This window comes from Clostridium sp. AM54-37XD, assembly GCF_003478225.1.
Taxonomy (GTDB): Bacteria; Bacillota; Clostridia; order Lachnospirales; family Lachnospiraceae; genus Coprococcus; species Coprococcus ammoniilyticus.
This window is the reverse complement of record NZ_QUEV01000008.1, coordinates 129,401-150,041: the sequence shown is the minus strand read 5'-3', so window position 1 is coordinate 150,041 and position 20,641 is coordinate 129,401. Positions and strand designations below refer to the sequence as shown.

At 40.8% G+C, this 20,641-nt stretch carries 16 protein-coding genes and 1 pseudogene; 1 reads left to right on the top strand and 16 read right to left on the bottom strand.

Features of this window, described 5'->3' with window-relative positions; all coding sequences use genetic code 11:
• From DXA07_RS09245 to DXA07_RS09195, 11 genes and pseudogenes are all read right to left on the bottom strand, one after another.
• Positions 1 to 1,801, bottom strand: a pseudogene (locus DXA07_RS09245) (hypothetical protein); the annotation flags it as partial.
• A 14-nt stretch (positions 1,802 to 1,815) separates the two neighbouring features.
• Entirely contained in the window at positions 1,816 to 2,640 is an 825-nt protein-coding gene (locus DXA07_RS09240; protein ID WP_021943480.1) for a prepilin-type N-terminal cleavage/methylation domain-containing protein, read from the bottom strand.
• A 13-nt stretch (positions 2,641 to 2,653) separates the two neighbouring features.
• On the bottom strand, positions 2,654 to 3,160 hold the full coding sequence (locus DXA07_RS09235; RefSeq protein WP_021943481.1) for a prepilin-type N-terminal cleavage/methylation domain-containing protein: 507 nt from the start codon (positions 3,158 to 3,160) through the stop codon (positions 2,654 to 2,656).
• Between the two features lie 11 nt (positions 3,161 to 3,171).
• Positions 3,172 to 6,003 carry a hypothetical protein gene (locus tag DXA07_RS09230; protein WP_117807373.1) on the bottom strand — a complete coding sequence of 944 codons (2,832 nt, stop codon included), beginning with the start codon at positions 6,001 to 6,003 and terminating at the stop codon, positions 3,172 to 3,174.
• 3 nt (positions 6,004 to 6,006) lie between these two features.
• Entirely contained in the window at positions 6,007 to 7,350 is a 1,344-nt protein-coding gene (locus DXA07_RS09225; RefSeq protein WP_118484349.1) for a prepilin-type N-terminal cleavage/methylation domain-containing protein, read from the bottom strand.
• A 51-nt stretch (positions 7,351 to 7,401) separates the two neighbouring features.
• Entirely contained in the window at positions 7,402 to 8,214 is an 813-nt protein-coding gene (locus DXA07_RS09220; protein WP_117785446.1) for a hypothetical protein, read from the bottom strand.
• A 15-nt stretch (positions 8,215 to 8,229) separates the two neighbouring features.
• Positions 8,230 to 9,849, bottom strand: a complete 1,620-nt coding sequence (gene pilM, locus DXA07_RS09215; RefSeq protein WP_117807371.1) for a type IV pilus assembly protein PilM — start codon at positions 9,847 to 9,849, stop codon at positions 8,230 to 8,232.
• Between the two features lie 584 nt (positions 9,850 to 10,433).
• Positions 10,434 to 10,838, bottom strand: a complete 405-nt coding sequence (locus DXA07_RS09210) for a prepilin-type N-terminal cleavage/methylation domain-containing protein (protein WP_021943486.1) — start codon at positions 10,836 to 10,838, stop codon at positions 10,434 to 10,436.
• Positions 10,839 to 10,964: 126 nt separating this feature from the next.
• Positions 10,965 to 12,173: a type II secretion system F family protein gene (locus tag DXA07_RS09205; RefSeq protein ID WP_117807370.1), complete on the bottom strand. Its 1,209-nt coding sequence runs from the start codon at positions 12,171 to 12,173 to the stop codon at positions 10,965 to 10,967.
• A 194-nt stretch (positions 12,174 to 12,367) separates the two neighbouring features.
• Positions 12,368 to 13,429, bottom strand: a complete 1,062-nt coding sequence (locus DXA07_RS09200) for a type IV pilus twitching motility protein PilT (RefSeq protein WP_117785447.1) — start codon at positions 13,427 to 13,429, stop codon at positions 12,368 to 12,370.
• A 124-nt stretch (positions 13,430 to 13,553) separates the two neighbouring features.
• Positions 13,554 to 15,272 carry an ATPase, T2SS/T4P/T4SS family gene (locus DXA07_RS09195; RefSeq protein WP_117785448.1) on the bottom strand — a complete coding sequence of 573 codons (1,719 nt, stop codon included), beginning with the start codon at positions 15,270 to 15,272 and terminating at the stop codon, positions 13,554 to 13,556.
• Between the two features lie 147 nt (positions 15,273 to 15,419).
• Between DXA07_RS09195 and sigK the strand changes: the two genes are divergently transcribed.
• On the top strand, positions 15,420 to 16,100 hold the full coding sequence (sigK, locus tag DXA07_RS09190) for an RNA polymerase sporulation sigma factor SigK (protein ID WP_117807369.1): 681 nt from the start codon (positions 15,420 to 15,422) through the stop codon (positions 16,098 to 16,100).
• A gap of 1 nt (position 16,101) precedes the next feature.
• Here the strand turns inward: sigK and DXA07_RS09185 are convergent, their stop codons facing one another.
• The 5 genes from DXA07_RS09185 to DXA07_RS09165 all read right to left on the bottom strand — a co-directional run bounded on the left by DXA07_RS09185 (position 16,102) and on the right by DXA07_RS09165 (position 20,641).
• On the bottom strand, positions 16,102 to 17,340 hold the full coding sequence (locus DXA07_RS09185; RefSeq protein ID WP_117785523.1) for a U32 family peptidase: 1,239 nt from the start codon (positions 17,338 to 17,340) through the stop codon (positions 16,102 to 16,104).
• A gap of 108 nt (positions 17,341 to 17,448) precedes the next feature.
• The gene (locus tag DXA07_RS09180; protein ID WP_118484347.1) at positions 17,449 to 18,111 is read right to left on the bottom strand and encodes an O-methyltransferase; all 663 of its coding nucleotides are present in this window, start codon (positions 18,109 to 18,111) and stop codon (positions 17,449 to 17,451) included.
• On the bottom strand, positions 18,108 to 18,518 hold the full coding sequence (locus tag DXA07_RS09175; protein ID WP_118484345.1) for an endolytic transglycosylase MltG: 411 nt from the start codon (positions 18,516 to 18,518) through the stop codon (positions 18,108 to 18,110). Before DXA07_RS09175 ends, DXA07_RS09180 begins: the two co-directional genes overlap by 4 nt.
• A 61-nt stretch (positions 18,519 to 18,579) precedes the next feature.
• A complete protein-coding gene (locus tag DXA07_RS09170; RefSeq protein WP_117785451.1) occupies positions 18,580 to 18,915 on the bottom strand; it encodes a YlbF family regulator in 336 nt (111 codons plus the stop codon).
• 61 nt (positions 18,916 to 18,976) lie between these two features.
• Complete coding sequence (locus DXA07_RS09165) at positions 18,977 to 20,641, bottom strand: ribonuclease J (RefSeq protein WP_021943458.1); 1,665 nt, start codon at positions 20,639 to 20,641, stop codon at positions 18,977 to 18,979.

The window sequence follows — 20,641 nt, the reverse complement described above, 5'->3', positions numbered from 1 at the left end:
TTGTACCTGCATTATCACCTGTGCCGGAATTATCGCCTGTACCTGCGTTATCGCCTGTACCGGAATTATCACCTGTACCGGAATTATCGCCTGTACCTGCGTTATCGCCTGTGCCTGCGTTATCGCCTGATGTATCAGAATCATCTCCATTGTCTTCATATGAAGATGGATCCACTGTTGCCTCCAAAAGAACACTGTAATCATAATCAGCATTTACTTTAGGAAATCCATATTCATATGTATAGATACCTGTCTCTTCATCATATGATCCATTTCCATCTTCACCGGTTGTAAGTTCACATGCCAGAACTGTACCATCTGTATTACCAGCCAGTTTGCTTGCTTCTCCCTTTGGAGTTACAACCAGATAAACAACAGAGCCTGCAAGATCTCCCTTAGACTTGATCGTACCGGTAATCTGCTTTGCAGCAACATCCTGGAAATAAGTCTTAGCAAGATCATTTGCTGTATACTTTGCTCCCTTTGAGCTGTCAACCGCATTTAACAGATCCTTACTCTGAATCTGATAGATATTTGCTCCACTTGGAACGAACTTATAACCCTTACCGGCATAAGCATCACTTGTAAAGTCGCTGTTTGGAGCCTTTACTACTGACTCCCATATCTGTTTCTTGCTGTTATAAACATAATTTTCAGCAGAGCACTGCGGTGCATCATTCTTTGATGCCAGTTCTGAGAACATACTGTTTGATGTACCGTCTGTGATCACCAGAACATTTGCATTATCAAATTTCCATTCATGTCTGGAACCTGATATGCCCTGTGTATTTCCAGATATCTTTGCGTATGCAGAATCGACCTTATCGGTCTTATTATTTAAGAAGTTTTCCATCTTATCATCTGTATACCATTTATAATATCTGTTCTTATTGATATAATCCTTTCCGCCTTCTGTTGCAGAACGTTCAGCAGTCAGAATAAAGTCCGATATTGTCTTTGTGGTATTTGTCATTGGATCTGACTTGTTACCACTTGCTTCTTTATAAAGGACATTGAAGAAACCAGGTTCTACACAGAGAACATTATCTGTTCTTCCCTTTAATGTCTTTGTTACATATTTGTATGCCAGAGATCCCATACGATACTGGTCATTATTACCTGTGATCTTTTCAGGCTCCGCTGTACATAATGCATATCGATCAAAGATGATCGGATGCTTTCCTGCATATACATCCAGCCAGTTATATAAGCTCTCGCTGATATCTGTACCGCCTGCAGCATAATCATTTGCTGTTGTTGCAACGATATAGATAAAATCCGCATTTGCAAGTATTTCCTGTGCCTCTGTACCCATGCCGTTCAGATCACTGACTGTTTTAGTCGTCAACTGAACTGCACCCGGTGCCATATCATCTTTAATATTCTTATAACCATTGAAAACTGCATATCTGAAGTATTCTCCATCATATACATATTTCCACAGATCAGATGTGCCTTTATATCCTGCTTCATCACTGATCTTTCCTGAGTAACCGGAAGCAGTCACAATCTCTGTCATTGATGTATCTGCTGTTGCATAAGATCCCAAACCATCCGGAAGGATCTGAACAATGTGATACTTATCCTCTCCTGTCTTCTTCAGACTGGAATCGTTTGAGTTAAGAATCGCCTGATCAATGTTTGAGCTGCCCACCAATGTTGAACTGCCACTTGTGTCCGCTTCACTTTTTTCAACAGGAGTTCCAGAATTAGCCAACGTAAAGTTTACGAATATAGCACATACTATAAGTGTAAATATTATCGCTACAGATGATAATACTACTTTTCTGTTCTTAAACACTATTTCTTTCCTCCTTAATCCCATGTATGCTTTTTAAGCACATATGAATTTCGAATGCCAACAACACCATTTATCTTATAAGATGCCGCCGTTGTTGAATCTTCAAGTTCCAGTGTAATTGCAATACTGTCCTCGTCCGGATTGATCTGTAATTTGAAATCCTTTACATCCTTACAAAGAACAGTGCCATCTGCTTCACTTGCATCAGTGATTCTATCTGATTGCGGTGTTTTAAACACATAAAGCTTTTTTTCGGTCTTATCATATGTGATCGTACAGGTCGTGATAACACTGTCACCGTTACTCTGTAATGCAGATGCATAATCTACTTTCAGATATAACTTCCCAGAATCATCCGGAATAATATATGTCGTGTCATCTGTCGATGGTGATGTGACATCACCAAACGACTTCATATCTGCAATATCATAACATGGACCCTTTGGTGTAAGACCAGCTCCACCCGCTTTCTCGATATAAACAGTACGTCTTCCAATACCACCAGCAGACATTAATTCACCTCCGCTGCCCTTTGTATCTGTATCATCCGGAACAATAAATACTCCGGAAACCGGGCTGTAAGATGTGACGCCCGCTGATGTAGTAGCCACATATGCGCTTCCCAATATCTTCACATCAGTCGCACCCATGATCATATCTGATATGGTATCATATGTTTCACCGGCTTCGTTCTGTATTTTCTTTCTATTTGTCATCTTTCTATTGGAGGATACCACTGTACCAACAAGTGAGGTTACCGCAACCATGAACACACTTAAAATTCCAATGTACAGTACTAATTCAATGAAAGTGAAACCTTTATTATTATTTTTCTTCACGCTTCACCCCTCCTCATGATCCTGTGTAATGGCTGCCTGTTGCCTGATTCAGTGTTACCTTTCCAACGGCATCATTGGATCCGTCCTTATAAAAGGTATATACACCACTTCCGGTTTTTACAGAACCATCTGACTTATTAAACTTAATGATCATAGATGAAACTTCACTTCCTGCGGAAGAACCATTATTTGAATAGTAAATCGTTACACGATCCAGAATCTCACGATCCTTTGAAGTATCTTCTGTGAAATCCGATCCATTCTTGCTCTTACCATATACCAGGTTATATTTTCCATCTACTTTTTCCAGTTTCATTGCCCAATCGCTTTCCTGTGTTTTTGTCAGGGACTGCAGAGTTGACAATTCCTGATTGAACGACTCCTTTGATGAAGTCGCACGAGCTGTCCGTATCGAAGAAATCGACACTGCCGCAAGTCCTGACATAACTGCGATGATAGCAAGAACAATAATCAATTCAACAAGGGAATATCCGGAATCATTTTTTATTTTTCTTATCATATTCACCCCTCCTACTCTACATTCTTCTTCCAGTTCTGGAATGCAAGAATGTCGCTATAAGAGATGTCTGATAAGCTTGAACCAGAAACCTCTGAATTGTTTTTATCGTCTACTTTAACATAGTTCTTTAAGATCTCTCTTGTGATCAGACTCAGATCTTCTACATCACTCTTGGAACACTCTTCCAGTACAGTTGCTGTAAAGGATGCGTCTGCTGAGATATCTACGCTGCTGTTACAGATAATCTTTGCACCTGATATGATCATTCCTCGGAATGACTTTACACTCTTATCAAATGTTACATTACCACCACAGATAACGATACCCTGTAAAGCACCATCAGCGGCTGTGGATTTTAATGTTACATCATTTGCATTGATGATAACAACTGCATTTGTCTCTGGCTCTACCTTGTTGATACTAAGATTTTTGGAGAAGATCTTATCATAATCAACATATTTGGTAAGAGGTGTCAGACTGTAGTTGTAATCAAATGTATCAAGGTTCTTTCCGTCAGATCCTTTGATCGGAGCGTATGTGTATGTACTTCCGTTCTTTGTATATCCGGCCACTTCCCATGCAGAAACATCTGTATCTGTATCATCCTTTTTATCTACTACAGACAGATGATCTTTCATATTGATATACATATAATTGATCTGATTGCTGACCTTCTCCTCTTTGCTAAGAGTGGTCTGATCACCAAGTGCCTCTGAATTCTTTTTAATATCTGCAAATGTATTATTATTCTCTGTAATACCCTTATTACCAAGTAACACTGAGAATGTCTTTGATCCTGTTGCATTTTTTAATGCTGTATCAACCTGCAGAGATGTATCTGCAGATGCCTTAACAAATAATGAATTGTCACTGTTCTGAGCAGTTACAGCTCCACTTGTTTTGATCTTGCTTCCATCCACATCACCATCTTTGCTTGGCAGAAGTAATTTAACTTCAAAATTTTCATAGTTAGCAACATTGTACAATTTCTTTTTCGTTTCATCGATGCCTGTGTTTAAGAGATCATAATACTTCTCTACAAACTCCTCAGCATCGTTTACTCCATCCTTATCTTTATCGCCATCCTGAATGTACAGATAATAATAATCATGTCCGGAAACTGTCTCCTTGATTGCTTCTACAATATAATTATTAGATGTGAGCTGTTTTACGAAATCAGTATACAGCTTGTTAATTTGGACATCATTTGAAAATGTCTTAGGGAACTTTAATGTTACATGTGTATAACCGTTCTCATCCACAACCTCAGTATTATCATACAGATCCCACTGTGTCAGGAAGATCAACTGATTGGACTTAACATCAAGAGACTGACCGGTTGAATAATCGTTTAATGCTGTGAATGCATAATCAGAATCTTTCGTAAGACCAAAGTTTTTTCTTTCTTTCTCATCTGTGATCGTATTTGCTGCGATCTTGGAGAATTCGATATAGGACTTACCTGCAATATACAGAGATTCCAGACTTGAAAGATCCAGAGTTGAATTCTTTCCATTGACAATGATCGCACTGTCACTGAAGTGTGATTTTAATTTGAATCCTGTTGCAAGGTTACCGGATGTACGAAGAAGGTTAATGCTTCTTACGTCATCTGCTGTATAGCTGTATCCAAAATAAGTTCCTCTTGTAAATGTAAGCTCAGATTTCTCTGCATTCAGCTCTGTATCATCATATACATAAGCATTTGCTGCCGCTTTGATCTGTCCGCCCTCATCACCTCCGATGATGATGTTATCGGTCCAGAGTTCTGATAACAGGGATGTACGTCCTGAAAGATTAATCTTCGCACCATCAAAAGCTGCGAGAGATCCTGAGTTAACGATAATATCGGAGTTCAGTGTCAGATTCGCTCTGTCACCCTGTACAAAGATACCGGAATATGCACTCTCATCTGTTGATCCCCATTTGGTTTCGACTGTACGGCTGTATTCATTTGTTACCTTTGTATCTGTTTTTCCGTTATAATCTTTATTGTAATAGTCAGAAGCAGTATAAATATTACCCTTTATATTTACTTCTGTATCTGCTGCTGTTCCGGATACCTGAAGTCCCATATCAGCAAGCAATGCATAATTATATAAGCTGTCACTGTTTGCACCTGCCATATCAAAAGAAACATTATATTCCGGTTTCTTTAATACAAGATCGGTTGTGATCGTCTGTACATAGGTTCCAGGTGCCATTGCTCCGCTTGCGGAATCTGTGCTGCTTAATGTAATCGTACGCTTTACACCAATATTTCTGAATGTAATCTCTTCGATATTATTCTCATCGATCGTATTGGCGCTTGCTACACCTGTAACTTTTCCATTCTTTCCAGCTACATATTTGATGTACTTTTCACGACCTTCTTTATCCTTGAATACAATTCTCAGATTGTCACAGGCAAGTGATACATCCGGATCTGTAATATAGCCCTTTAAGGTTTCGATCAGAGTTGGCATATTGCTGAATGTCTTATCTGATTTGATACCCTGCATAAAGAACTGCTTAAACAGATCATTCGCTTCATCTTCTGTCAGATTGTTATACTGACCATCCTTGTAATACACAACAATCTCAGCCGTTGTCGTATACGCGGAATACAAATGCTCATTTGTCGCTGCACCAATTCCGGCATATATCTCATCCATGGCTTTTTCAACACTGTAAAAGTTATTCAGGGAATTCAGCTTATAAAAACGAAGTTTATATGCCAAAAGAGTTCCCATTAACAATGCTGACACCAGTATGCTTAAGAAAGTTGCTGATACAATAACAAGGACAAAACTCGAGCCGCGGTTATCCGCTAATTTAAGCTTGTTTTTTAACTTTTTCAGCATCTCTTATTTCCCCCTTGTTCCTGATATTTCTGTCTTATTGCCATTACTGTCTGTCAATGTAACATGAATATCATACAGGTATGTTTCATCACTTGTATCATCTGATGTGTTCTTAACTTTAATAGCAGTTGTATCTGTTTCATCATACTCAGTTCCGAAGTTTGAATATGCCTCAATCTTTCCCTTGGTATCATCACCAGTGCGGTTCACATATACCTTAACAGAAGAAGGCGAACTTGTATGACTGGTGCTCTGGTAAACCAGACTGTCAATACTGCTTACGCCAAGTGTATCGCAAATAATCTCCTCATATTTCGGATCAATTGAAGCAATTGTTTCAAATAAGTAGATCTTTGCTTTTTCATCATCATCAAGTCCTGATGTCTCAACTCTGATATAATCATTATTACAATATACACCATTACATACTGCAGGTGCATATAACAGATAGATTGGAGGAAGTATCTTGTATTCCTTCTGATATACAATTCCTTCTCCGTATTTTCCATCCGGTTTATAGGTATCGCTTGCAATTCCATTCGTGTATGCCTTAATGATAGGATTAAACGATGGTTTATCCTGATATTCTACAAAACACTGTACCATATAACCGGATAAAGTCTTTGAAACCTTAATCGTGGTTGTTTTCTGGAACGAATCATTATCCAGATAGGTAGCACCGGACAGATACTGATTATATAAAACGGAATTTCCCTTTAAGATATCCACTTTCACATCTTTAAAATATGCCGCTGCCTGATTATCCAGACTGTTTCCTTCTATACCACTGGTTGCTCCCATATAGGTTGCTCCAGCAATGATCGCTGACTGCTTGTTATCAAGATTACGTACTGTACCAACACCTGATGTAAGGCGAACATACTCAGAACCGTCTTTCTTCAGGTCATTTGTATTGGCATCCCATACATATCCCTTTGTTGCAACTGCATGCGCAATATCATTTACAGTTACTGTGCAATCATACTTCTCGTATTCTCCCCCGAGCGATATTCCACTGCATGAATATGTATTAATGTGATAATCTACAGTTCCCGCACTTTCCGGGAGGGTATAAGTCTGTGTCTGGGAATCATCCAGACCAAACTCATAATTACCTGTAGAATTGCCATCAGGGATACTGATGGCACTTCCTTTCATATTTGCAGTTTTAAAGCTTTCCATGATCTCTTCAGCTTTTTCAATCGCATATTGTTTCTTTGTTGACTTCGTATTGACATTGATCGCTGAAATCAACTGGGCGGTAAGGGGAGCAATTAATATAGCAAATACTGCTACAGCTATGATTACTTCAATCAAGCTAAAGCCTTTGTTATTATTCTTTGCCATTCTTACTTCTCACTCCGTTCAAATCGAATCTACGGGTTGCAAGTCTACATCCTACTGATTGCTATCTGTAGTTGTAGTTGTCGTACTACTCTTTACGGTTGGATTTCCGAAAATATTATCTTTACCGGTCTGAACATTTACGTTAACCTGATCTGTGGTTCTGTCTCCACCTGTAACAGCATATTCAGAGAATGACATATCTCCTGTGTAATCACCAGTCTCCTCATCAAATGCGATTGAGATAGAGTCAACTGTCATACGGAAATCGCTCTTCTCGATGTAATCAACAACATCTTTAACAGACTGATAAGAACCTGAATATGTAACCGGGAAGCTTGCTGAATAGCAGTTGAAATTATTTTCTCCTGCTACTGCTGCAGTAGCATCTGTGCCAGCGGCTGCAGTCTCTGTTGTAGCTGCTGTTGTAGCTGCTGTAGTATTTGCATCTGTAGAAGCTGTTCCTGTTGCTGCACCATCTAATGTAGCATCACCAACAGCACCGGTTCCAAGTGTATAGAAGAGCTGTTCCTCTCCCATTGATACATCTGTGAAACGGAACTTATATTCGTCCTTGATCCCCTGTAAATACATGATTGTATTTTCCTGATAGATCTCTGATGGGAATTCTGCAAGGATTGCTTCATATTCTTTCTTATAGTTCTCTGTATCCTTGATGTACTGATCTCTGTTTACATCTTTTGCTTTCAGGCTGTTATAATAAACCTGCTGTTCATCCTTCTTTGAAACAAGCTCTTTACGGTCATCAAAATTGCTTAATGCCACAAATCTGATCGGCACAAATAAAATAACAACACCGAGTAAAAATAATAATAAATTTCTTTGTCCTTTTGTCATTGCATCCATGTTCTATGCCCTCCCTTACTCAGCTAATGTAGCATCTGTTTCAGTTGTATCAGCATCTGCCGCTGATGCGTCAACATAGATACACGTTACTGTGAAATCATATGTTATTTTACCTGTGTCTTCATCTACATTTTCTGTGATACTTCCAATGAATGAGTTATCAATACAGTCAATTTCTTTTAAGCTGATCGCAAGTCCTGCAATATCATCATATTCTGTTGCTGTTCCTGAAATTGAAACACCTGTTGAATCGGATTCAAATGCTGTGATATCAGTTCCCTTTGGCATCTTCTCTTCCAAAGCCGTGATAAATGTTACAACATTCTCATTCAAGTTCTTTGTGTAGCTGTACATGCTCATGGCATCAACATAAACGCTTTCTGCATTTTCATAATCCTTTACGATCGTCTCAATATCCTGAATAGAAGCGATCTTCTTATTTACATCATCCAGCTCTGTCTGTGCCTGATTCTTTAATACAAATGACACAGCCGTTAATCCGCCTGCCACTAACACAGCCAGGATCAGGAATGCAACTACCAGTGGAGTTGTATCCATCTGACCTTCCTTCTTGCCGGAAGCTCCGCCTTCTGAAATTGTGAATCCCATAGGTGCAAAAGCAGCACCGATTGGAACCATAAGGTATACAGGATTATATATCTTCAAATCAATCTTTGGGTCAAATTTGATATTGAATAAACTGTCCATAACTCTTGTTGAAACATTGAGCTGTACCTTGAAAAGACCATCAATTCCCTTGATCAGGGCGCCATCGCCTGTCAGGAATACATCATCGATCGGCTTATCAGGATTCTTTGATGCAAAGAAATCCATTACACGGCCAATGTTGTTGATCAGGTAACGGAAAGATCCTGTGATCGCATTATCATCAAAATCAACCGTGATCAGTCTTTCATTCTGGAGTAATGTCATTGCTGTTGTAGCATCAACACCCTTTGCATCCATTACTTCATTTACAACAACATTGGTACCATATGGTACAGTTCTCTGTAACAGAAGGATATCTCCTTTTACGATATTAAGTACAGTAGATTCGCTACCTAACTGGATTACCATAGTCGTCATGTTCTCGCTGGTCTGTGTTTTGATCAACTGCAACATGGCATTTCCAATGTAATCAAGAGCAACTACCTTCAGTCCTGCAAGTGCTGCAACTTCATAATATGAACGAACCATACTGGTTGGTGCTGCAACTGCAAGAACTCTTAACTGTTTGTTATTTTCTTCATCAGTAACTGTCTCTAATACAGAATGGGATACTGTGTAATCCTCTATATTAACAGGGAAATACTCTGATGAGTTCGCATTAATAATTCCTTTAATTTTGTTTTCCTTAACGAAAGGTACAAGAACCTCTCTGTTAACGATCTTTGTAGAGGTAAGAACGAATATTGCGTTCTTGTTAGTGATTCCGTTTGCAGCAAGCTGTGATTTGATCGCCTCTGCAATTCTTTCCTTGTCTCTAATGAAACCATCTTCATAAGCATCTTCCGGTGTCTCGAAGATGATGGCATTATGAACTGTGGAAGTCTTTTTTTCAGAAGCTGTTACTTCTGTAATAGTAATACTTTCATTTGTGATGTCGATTGTTAAGACTTTGTTATTACTCGCCATTTTAAATAGCCTCCCTCGCTAATCAGTAGTTTTTTGTGGAATATGTATATTCCAATTGCCTGAGTACCAGCCTACAAGCTGTTCACCCCACTTAAAATAAAATACAATATGCCTGTATGTACAGGCTGAAAGGTAAACAATCTGTCACCTTTAATCATAAGCACACGGATGATTGACCCGTTCATCTTTCATGCCTATTTTTCAGTTTCCAGCTTTTTTGTAAGCCGGCTGCCGCCATTAGTTCAATGCCGTTGTCATTCGCGTTTCTTCTTTCTACATTTATTCGTTTCAGACACAAACAATATAAAACCGCTGACTGCAAAATAGTCACTCGTATGTTATATAAATCTCTTCTTATTATATAAAGCTTATATAAAACGTGTGACCATGAAAGAGATGCCAACATGCATATTTTTCATACATGTTGACGTTCCATGTTGTTAGACAATTTTGAAGGGCGACAAACAAGATCGAAAAACGAGGATTCTTACCAACTTATTCATCACCCTTCTGATGTCTGACTGATGTAATGATTATCTGTTTAACATCAGATCCTTACATCTGTTCACTATGCCCGCCTTTTATTATGGCTGAGGTGAAACCTGCTGAGAACCAGCTTTAACGATAACTGTGTTACCAGCTACATTGATATCAACTGTGAATTCATTTCCTTTGTCGAAGTACTTTGAAGTAATTGTGCTGTTACCAAGAATGCTGCTGATCTCTGTGCTGAATGCACCGTAGCTTGACTTCAGGTCTGAAACGCTTGCGCCTGTAACGCCTGTTCCGATTGCAACCATTGCATCTTCATCTGACATAGCTGTCTGACATGCTGTACGGATTGTATCAGCATTTGAAATATCAGCACTTCTTCTTGACTTGTTGATGTACTTGATAAGGGCTGGTGCAAGAGCACCTGCAAGAATTGCCATAATAGCGATTACGATAATTAACTCTACTAATGAGAAACCTTTGTTGTTCTTCTTCATAATTGTTCTCTCCTTTTAAATTGATATTCTTTGTTGTTTGTTGATGCATCTTTCGATGCTATATTAAAACCAGCATCCTCGTACTGCCGGATCTAATCAATACTATAATATGTAATAGGACTTGTATTAGTACTGGTCAAGTGCACTGTACATACTCATGATAGGACCGTATACAGCCGCAACGATCATTCCTACGATACATGCAAGGACTACCATAATCAATGGTTCCATCGCTGCTGTCAGCTTGTTTGTTGCCTCTTCTACTTCTTCATCGTAGTAGTCAGCAACCTTACTGAGCATCTCCTCAATATCACCGGTTTCTTCACCGATCTTTGTCATGGCAGAAAGCATTGGGGGAAGCATTTCCATATCCTTTAATGGCTTGGAAAGTGGAATACCTTTTGCTACCTGCGTCTTGGCATCTAACAGACCATCGCGGATGATCTTGTTATCCATCATCTTTGCCACCTGTTCAACAGCATCGATCATGGAAATACCGGATGCCATCAGTGTACTCATTGTTCTTGCAAATCTGGAACATGCTGACTTGATCGTCAGGTTACCAAAAATCGGCATCTTGATCGCCATATTCGCGAAAAGCTGTTCGCCAACAGAACTTCTCTTGAATGCCTTGCAGCCAACAACGATAGCTGCAACGATGATGATCAGCAGCCACCACTTATGTATAATGAAATTACTTGCCGCTACCATAATTCGTGTTGCCAGCGGAAGCTGTGTTCCCATCTCCGCAAACATACTTGAGAAGTTAGGGATAACCATTACCATTACCACGATTACTACGATGATCATAACGATGAATACTACGATAGGATATGTCATCGCACCCTTGATCTTCGCCGATAACGCATTATCTTTTTCAAAGTGCTCTGTCAGTCTGTCGAGGCAGACCTCCAAGTTACCGGATAACTCTCCGGCTGCGACCATGTTGATCATGATCGGTGGAAATACCTCTGAGTTTACACGAAGTGCATCTGCAAGCGTTCCACCCTTTTCAACATATGTCTTTGCATCCATAACTGCTCTCTGCAGTGTTTTGTTTTCTATCTGGTCTCCCATCAGTTCCAGTGCTGATATAATCGTAACACCAGCTCTTATAACTGCTGAAAACTGTTTACAGAAGACTGCCAAATCTTTTGATTTTACCTTCTTCTTAATCAAACCCCCTGAAAATGGACTGTTCTGCTCTGTCAGGCTCATGATCGCATAACCATCTGCCTTCAGCTTCTTCTCCGCTCCATCTCTGTTCGGGGCCTCAATGGTACCTTTTTTATTCTTACCATTTTTGTCAACAACCTTGTAGTTAAATACTGCCATTGTTTCTCCTCCGACCCTGTCATATTTCTTCTTTTTTGTAATAGTTTTCTACTATTACCAGCTAAAAGTGCACGTAAATTCACGGACTTTTACATATACTATACTTGTTATATTACTATATTTCTCAACCACATTCAATAATTTCTTATGATTGCAGTTTTTTTTGTAAGAATTGCACAAAAGGATTGTACATCTTATTGTCCGTTGATCTTCTTTCTGAGATACTGCTGATCCTGTGCATATGTCATAGCCATCTCTCTGGTGATCGTGCCGGACGAGAACAGATCATACAATGCATCATCCATTGTGATCATTCCGAGCTGTCTGCTGGTCTGGATCGTCGACTGGATCTGATGTGTCTTCGCTTCTCGTATCAGGCTCCGAATCGCCGGTGATGCAAGCATTACTTCAAATGCTGCAACTCGTCCCTGTCCGTTCGCTGTCGGAAGCAGTGACTGGGAAATAACACCTTCCAGTACCATTGCAAGCTGTACTCGTACCTGTTGCTGCTGGTTTGTCGGGAAGATATCGATAATACGATCGATCGTACTTGCCGCACCGATCGTATGCAGAGTCGAGAATACCAGGTGTCCGGTCTCGGCTGCAGTGATCGCTGTTGAAATCGTTTCAAGATCTCGCATCTCTCCTACAAGAATAATATCAGGATCTTCACGGAGCGCTGCACGAAGAGCATTCGCATAACTGAGTGTATCCATACCAACTTCTCGTTGATTAACGATTGCCTTGTTGTGATGGTGAATATACTCGATAGGATCCTCCAGTGTAATGATATGATCGGTCAGGTTTTCATTTGCCTTATTAATAATAGAAGCAAGTGTTGTTGATTTACCGGAACCGGTAGGTCCTGTTACAAGTACCAGACCTCTTTTTCTCTTATATAATTCAACAACCTCTCTCGGAATACCGAGCTGATCCGGTCTTGGGATCTGTGTTTCTACTCGTCTGTATGCCGCAGCCATATTACCACGATCCATATATACGTTTACACGGAAACGACCGGTTTCTGGTGAATCGAATGAGAAATCGACCTCACCTCTATCTTTTAAAATTGCTACATGTCTCTCTTTCATCGTTGCTCCGATTGCTTCAGCCGCATCAGCCGGTGTAAGCGGAGGAACTTCAACTTCTGTCAGTCGTCCATTGATTCTGAGTTTTGGTGGTATGCCTACGGCAATATGTACATCCGACGCTTTTGCCTCAACCGAGAATGCCAGGAGCTCTTTCATATCCAGCATACTGTTTCCTTCCTTTCTTTGTTGCATTCATAATTTCAATTTTATTTTTACAGAGCCTGATCACATATTCTTCTCTGCTAAAAATCTTTTTCATCCATGTCGGTTTATCACCAGACCGGATCTTTTAATATTCATCACCTGTTGTATATACGATCTTCTTCATCTCTGACATGGAGGTGATTCCATTCAGCACATGTTTGGCAGCACCCATCTTCAGAGTAAGCATACCTTCTGCAAGTGCCTGTTTTTCAATCTTATCCGCTGTCGCTCCGGTCGAGATAACCGCCTGCAGCGCTTTGGATACCGGCATCATCTCGTATACACCGATTCGTCCTGAATAGCCTGTATCATTACACAACGGACAGCCCGACGGCTCATAGATGATAACATCTTCTTCATCCTCCGGCACACCGAGTACTATTCTCTCTTCATCTTCTACGAGACGAGGCTGTTTGCAGGTCGGGCACAGTCTTCTTACAAGTCGCTGTGCAATAACACCTACAACCGCATCACCTACAACATAAGGTTCGATTCCCATATCTTCCAGACGGGTGATCGTACTTGCTGCTGAGTTTGTATGGAGTGTTGATACAACCAAGTGTCCTGTGATAGCGGCCTGAACCGCGATCTGAGCAGTCTCACCATCTCGAATTTCTCCGATCATTATGATATCCGGATCCTGACGAAGAATGGATCTTAAGGCTGCTGCGAATGTCATATCTGCTTTATTGTTTACCTGTACCTGGTTAATACCATTGATATTCGCCTCGACAGGATCTTCTACCGTGATAATGTTTACATCCTCTTTGTTCAGTTCACTTAAGGATGTGTACAGTGTTGTTGATTTACCGGAACCGGTAGGTCCTGTTACAAGGATGATTCCGTGTGGATTGCTCAGGATTCCATCAAATACCTTGATCTCATCCTCATCCAGGCCAAGTCCGCTCTTCGGTTTTGTAAGTCCGTCCTTGGAGGTAAGTCGCATAACCGTCTTCTCTCCATATACAGTCGGAAGGATAGATACACGGACATCAAACTCTCTGCGGTCTACAAAGATCGTGATACGACCATCCTGTGGTTTTCTCTTTTCTGCAATATCCATACCACCGATGATCTTGATTCGGGCTGTGATTCCCGCAAGAATACTTAAGTCATAGGACATAACCTGTTTTAATGCACCATCGATCCTGTAACGGACACGAACACTGCTTTCCAATGCCTCAATATGAATATCGGACGCTCTCTGTCGAACTCCGCCTTCTATGATCTGTTTTACAAGCAGAACGATAGGAGAATTATCTATATCTTCATTTACTTCATCTTCATCTCCGCCGCCAAGTGCATCCGCCTGTTCCTGACGATACATCTCAGCCGCTTCCATTGCTTTGGAGCTTCCGTAGTACTTGCCGATGGCATCATTGATCTGATCCTCTGTTGCAAGCATAGGCTCCACCTGCATATTGGTTACAAGCCCAATATCATCGATCGCATTGATATCCATCGGATCTGACATGGCAAGCTTTAAAATATTCGGGTTATCCGGATCGATCTCGATAGGAATAACTTTATATTTTGCTACCATATTCTCCGGAACCAGATGAAGCACCTTTTCTTCTATCTTTGCTCCCTTTAATTCTATGTAATCAATGCCAAGCTGCTGTGTCAGAAGCGTTATCAGAATCTCATTACTGATCATACCAAGATCAACAAGAACATTTCCGAGTTTTCCGCCATTCTCTTTCTGATATGCCAGAGCCTCCTGTAACTGTTCTTCTGTAATAGCTCCTGCCGCTACGAGAATATCACCTATTCTAATCTTTTTACGACCCATTCCTAATCGCATACCGGTCTGTCCCTCCTACATTTCTGAAATATACAAGCATCACTTACAGAGTATAGCACAATCTAATAAAAAATTAAACATTTTGAACAGAATTTAGTCAATTTTTTTTAATTTTTTTCGCATTTTACCAATTTTATTTTTTGGGATATGCACTTTTTCCACATTTTAATCATAAAATATATACAAATCGCTAGGGGTCTATTTTCTATGCAGGCATTTAAAAAACCCCTTTTACCGGATCAGGAAGAATATTATCTGAAATTATGCAGGGCAGGGGATGCCGATGCACGCCGGATTCTGATTGAATCCAATATGCGTCTGGTCGCCCATATTGCAAAAAAATACATTGGAACCGCCGACAATGATGATCTGCTCTCTGTCGGAACCATCGGCCTTATCAAGGCGATCGATTCCTACGACCATGCCAAAGGCAACCGTCTGGTCACATACGCTTCCAGGTGTATCGACAACGAGCTGCTCATGATGCTCCGTCACTCCAGAAAATACGCCCGCGAAGTCTCCCTGTTTGAACCGATCGGTACCGACAAAGAAGGAAATGAGATCAATCTGATCGACATCATCAGTCAGGATGAAGCAACCATTCTGGATTCTATGGTGCATACTTACCACATAAACCGTCTTCCATACTGTCTGAAGCACTGTCTGTCCGAGCAGGAAGCCAGCCTTATCATCCGTCGTTATGGTCTATACGGTCACCCTCCACGCACACAGAAAGAGATTGCCAGCCAGATGGGGATTTCCCGTTCCTATGTCTCCAGGATCGAAAAACGGGCATTACAGAAGATCCGCAGGCAGCTTGAAGCCTGACCTATTCCGAAAGCTCCTGCCGTCTGAGTATCATTCCCGCTGATACCGGGCGGTCCAGCTTTACATACAACTGCATCTTGGGATGCGGTGCTGATTCCATCGGTTCCATCCGGTCATTGTAGATCTCCTCAACCCGGCAGACCGTATTGGTTCCATCAAAGTTCATACATTCTATCTCTTCTCCGACCGAGAATTTGTTTTTCTGTTCAAATGCAACCAGTCCGTCCTCTGTAACCTCCTGTACATTGCCTATATAAGTACAGTTTTTAATATATGTGTTATTATCATAGATCTGAGAATCCTGATCTGTTTTTCCAAAATAAAATCCGGTTGTAAACTGACGGTATGTGCATTTTGCAATTTCTGATTTATAATATTCCATATTTGACCGGTACAGCTCCGGAGATTCCATATAGTCATCAATTGCTTTACGATAGGTTCTTGCTACCGTTGCAACATATAGTGCCGTTTTCATTCTTCCCTCAATCTTAAAGCTGTCAATTCCGGCATCGATCATTTCCGGAATATGCTCAATCATACAAAGATCTTTGGAATTAAAAATATAAGTACCCCTGTCATCTTCATTGACCGGCATGTACTCGCCCGGTCTTGTTTCTTCTACAATGTGATACTTCCATCTACATGGATGTGTACATGCTCCACGATTTGCATCTCTTCCTGTAAAATAACTGCTGAGCAGGCAGCGTCCGGAATAGGAAATGCACATTGCTCCATGCATAAAGGACTCAATCTCCATATCCTCCGGAATATGTTCTCTGATCTGTTTAATCTCCACAAGTGACAGCTCTCTGGCTGTGACCACTCGTTTTGCCCCCATATTATACCAGAAGTTATACGTCAGGTAATTCGTGTTATTTGCCTGGGTGCTGATATGAAGTTCCATATCAGGCATAGTTTCCTTTGCCAGCATAAAAATACCCGGATCTGATACCAGAACCGCATCGACACCGGTATCCTTCAACTGCTCAAAATATGCCTTCATTCCTTCAATATCATAATTATGTGCAAATATATTTGCTGTCACATATACCTTTGCATTCTTTGCATGCGCATATTTCACAGCCTTTTTCATTTCTTCAATCGAAAAATTATCTGCTTTTGCACGAAGTCCATATGCCTGTCCGCCAATATAGACCGCATCCGCACCATAATCTACTGCAACCTTTAATACCTCAAGACTACCTGCCGGAACAAGCAGTTCCACTTTACGTTCTGCCATATCTTTCAAAACCCTCTTCTTTTCTTTCCGTACAGATGGCATCACCTTTTAGTCTGTTGCCATCCGCCTGTTAATATCTTCTTGTTTTTTCATTGATCCACTACTTTTTCAATGATCCTTTTTATCAGCCGTTTTTTTCACCGATAGGCTCATTCCATCTCCTATATTCAGGATGGCTGTATCCAGCCGTTCATCATGCTTTAATTCATACAGATATTCCCGCATTCTGGCATGAATTGTCCGGTTTCTTCTGGTTACTGCAAACCGCGATTCCAGTACATCTCCATCCTGCAGCACATTATCACATAGCAGGACTCCTTCCGGCGCAAGCAAAGGAACCACCTTCTGGAAAAAGCTTCCATACTGACCTTTTGCAGCATCCATAAAGACCAGATCATATTGATCCGACAATGTCGGCAGGATCTCATTTGCATCTCCCTCTAACAGAGTGATCTTCTTTTCTGCACCTGCCAGCTTTATATTCTCTTTTGCCTGATCAATTCTCGGCTGATAGTTTTCAATTGTTGTGATATGTCCACCCTCTGCAATAAACCTGCTCATAAAAATAGCAGAAAAGCCTACCGCAGTTCCTATCTCCAGTATATTTACCGGTTTCTTCATTCTCAGAAGAAGCCTGATAAATTCTCCGGCCTCTCTTCGTATGATAGGAACCCCCTGCTCTTCTGCTTCTTTTCTGATAGCAGTTATTGCATCATCATAGTCATTGTTGAATGAATTTATGAAGGATGCAATTCTCTCATCTGTTATCATTTATTATCTCCACTTTTCTTACTGTCACTATCCAGAGTTCCACCTGTTATGATCGTTATGATCTCATCATTTGTATAACTTGGTGCGATCTCATATGTTCCAGGTTTTATCTTTGCTGCATAAGATCCGATTCGGATACGTACCATCAGTGCGTATGCATTTTTTACAACTCCGGCATCATCCAGAGTCTCGCATACATCCTTGATCGAAGAATCCGGCAGAACTGTGACTGTGACTACCTTTGTATCAGATTTATCCTTACAGTTATTGCTGGCAAATACATCATAGGCAAAGCTAAAGCCAAACGCAAACACTTTCACAAGTATAAACAGGATAAATACATTTACCAGTAAGCCTATCGCAAACCGCAATATCCGTTTCATTGTTACAGCACTATCTATAGCCATATCTGTTCTCCTTATCTTACGGTGTCCATCCAGACACTTCTCGTAACTGTTTTATCATATCCTACTGCTTTATGTCAACATCCAGACCATCTGCAATCTCATCATACATCGTTTTCAACATCCTGCACAGCTTTCGTTCTGCCCGAAGGAAATCATTCACGATCGTGTCGTGAACGATTGCGTCATACTCCTCAAACAGTGCAACCACCTCATCGTATGGATTATCCACAGAGCCACGGTTCTGGATCTCTGAATTTCTTTTCTTGAATTCATTCAGTCCCCGGAGAAGATCCGGATGTTCATACAGCCGTTCACGGCAGGTCAGATAATTTCTGTAGAATTCTGACTCCTTTATCGTTTCATTCAGTTTTTTGCTGAGTTCAACAACATCACTCATGTCTGTTTCCTCTTTTCTTCTTAACCTGCATCTGTGCATGGACACTATTTTTCAGGACAATTTATACTTCGGTAATGATCGGAAGGATCATCGGGCTTCTCTTCGTCCGCTTCCAAAGGAATTCACTTAAGGAATCCTTGATGGTTGTCTTGATCTTGCCCCAGTCGGTAATATTCTTCCGCAGGCATTTCTCCAGTGCTTCTTCTACTACGGCACGGCAGTCTTCCATCAATGTTTCCGATTCTCTGACATATACAAATCCACGGGAAACGATATCCGGTCCTGCAATCAGGTTATTGCTGTATTTATCGAGTGTCACTACGATGATCAGAAGACCATTCTGCGACAGAAGCTGTCTGTCTCTTAAAACGATATTTCCAACATCTCCAACTCCAAGTCCGTCAACAAAGACTCCCTGTGCAGGAACTTTTCCGGTTACTTCCAGTTTATCCTCACTGACTTCCAGAACATCTCCTGTTGTCAGGATCTTGATATTCTCTTTTGGAATACCCATCTCCTGTGCCAGCTCTGCATGGCGCTTCAGATGTCTGTACTCACCATGTACTGGTATCGCATATTTTGGTTTTGTGAGTGCATAGATCAGCTTCAATTCCTCTCTGCATGCATGTCCGGATACATGTGTATCTTCAAAAATTACATGAGCACCTTTCATTTCCAGCTCATTGATCACCTTGAATACCGCTTTTTCATTACCAGGGATCGGGTGCGAACTGAATATGACCACATCTCCCGGCATGATAGAGATCTTATTATGGATCGATGCTGCGATCCTTGATAAGGCAGCCATGTTTTCACCTTGGCTTCCTGTCGTGATCAGAACCAGCTTCTCATCCGGATAATTCTTGATCTGGCTGATATCGATCAGCGTGTTGTCCGGTATATCAATATATCCGAGTTCAGAAGCTGTACTGATGATATTCACCATACTTCTTCCTTCGATGATTACTTTTCTGCCATATTTATATGCCGAATTGATAATCTGCTGCACACGATCTACATTCGATGCAAATGTAGCAATGATAATACGATGATTCTGATTATCATTGAACAGATTATCAAAGGTTCTTCCTACTGTCTTTTCTGACTTTGTAAAGCCCTCACGTTCTGCATTTGTGGAATCTGCCATCAGTGCCAGAACGCCTTTTTTTCCAAGTTCCGCAAAACGTTGGAGGTCGATCATGTCTCCAAATACCGGTGTATAATCAATCTTGAAATCTCCGGTATGGACAAGCAGTCCTGCCGGCGTATAGATCGCCAATGCTGCGGAATCAGCAATCGAATGGTTCGTCTTAATAAATTCTATCCGGAATTTTCCAAGAATGATATTCTGTCCATATTTTACAACCTTACGTCTGGTGTTGTTCATCAGATTATGTTCTTTCAGTTTATTCTCGATCAGTCCCATCGTAAGCTTTGTTGCGTAAATCGGCATATTGAGTTCTTTCTCAATGTAAGGAATGGCTCCGATATGATCCTCATGACCATGGGTAACCACAAGTCCTTTGACTTTGTCCGCGTTTTCCTTAAGGTAAGTGACATCCGGTATTACAAGATCGATTCCTAACATATCGTCCTCAGGGAATGCCAGACCGCAGTCAATGACTATAATAGAGTCCTCATACTCTATTGCAGTAATGTTCATTCCAATCTGTTCCAATCCGCCCAATGGAATGATCTTTACTGCATCACTATTCAATTTTTTCAA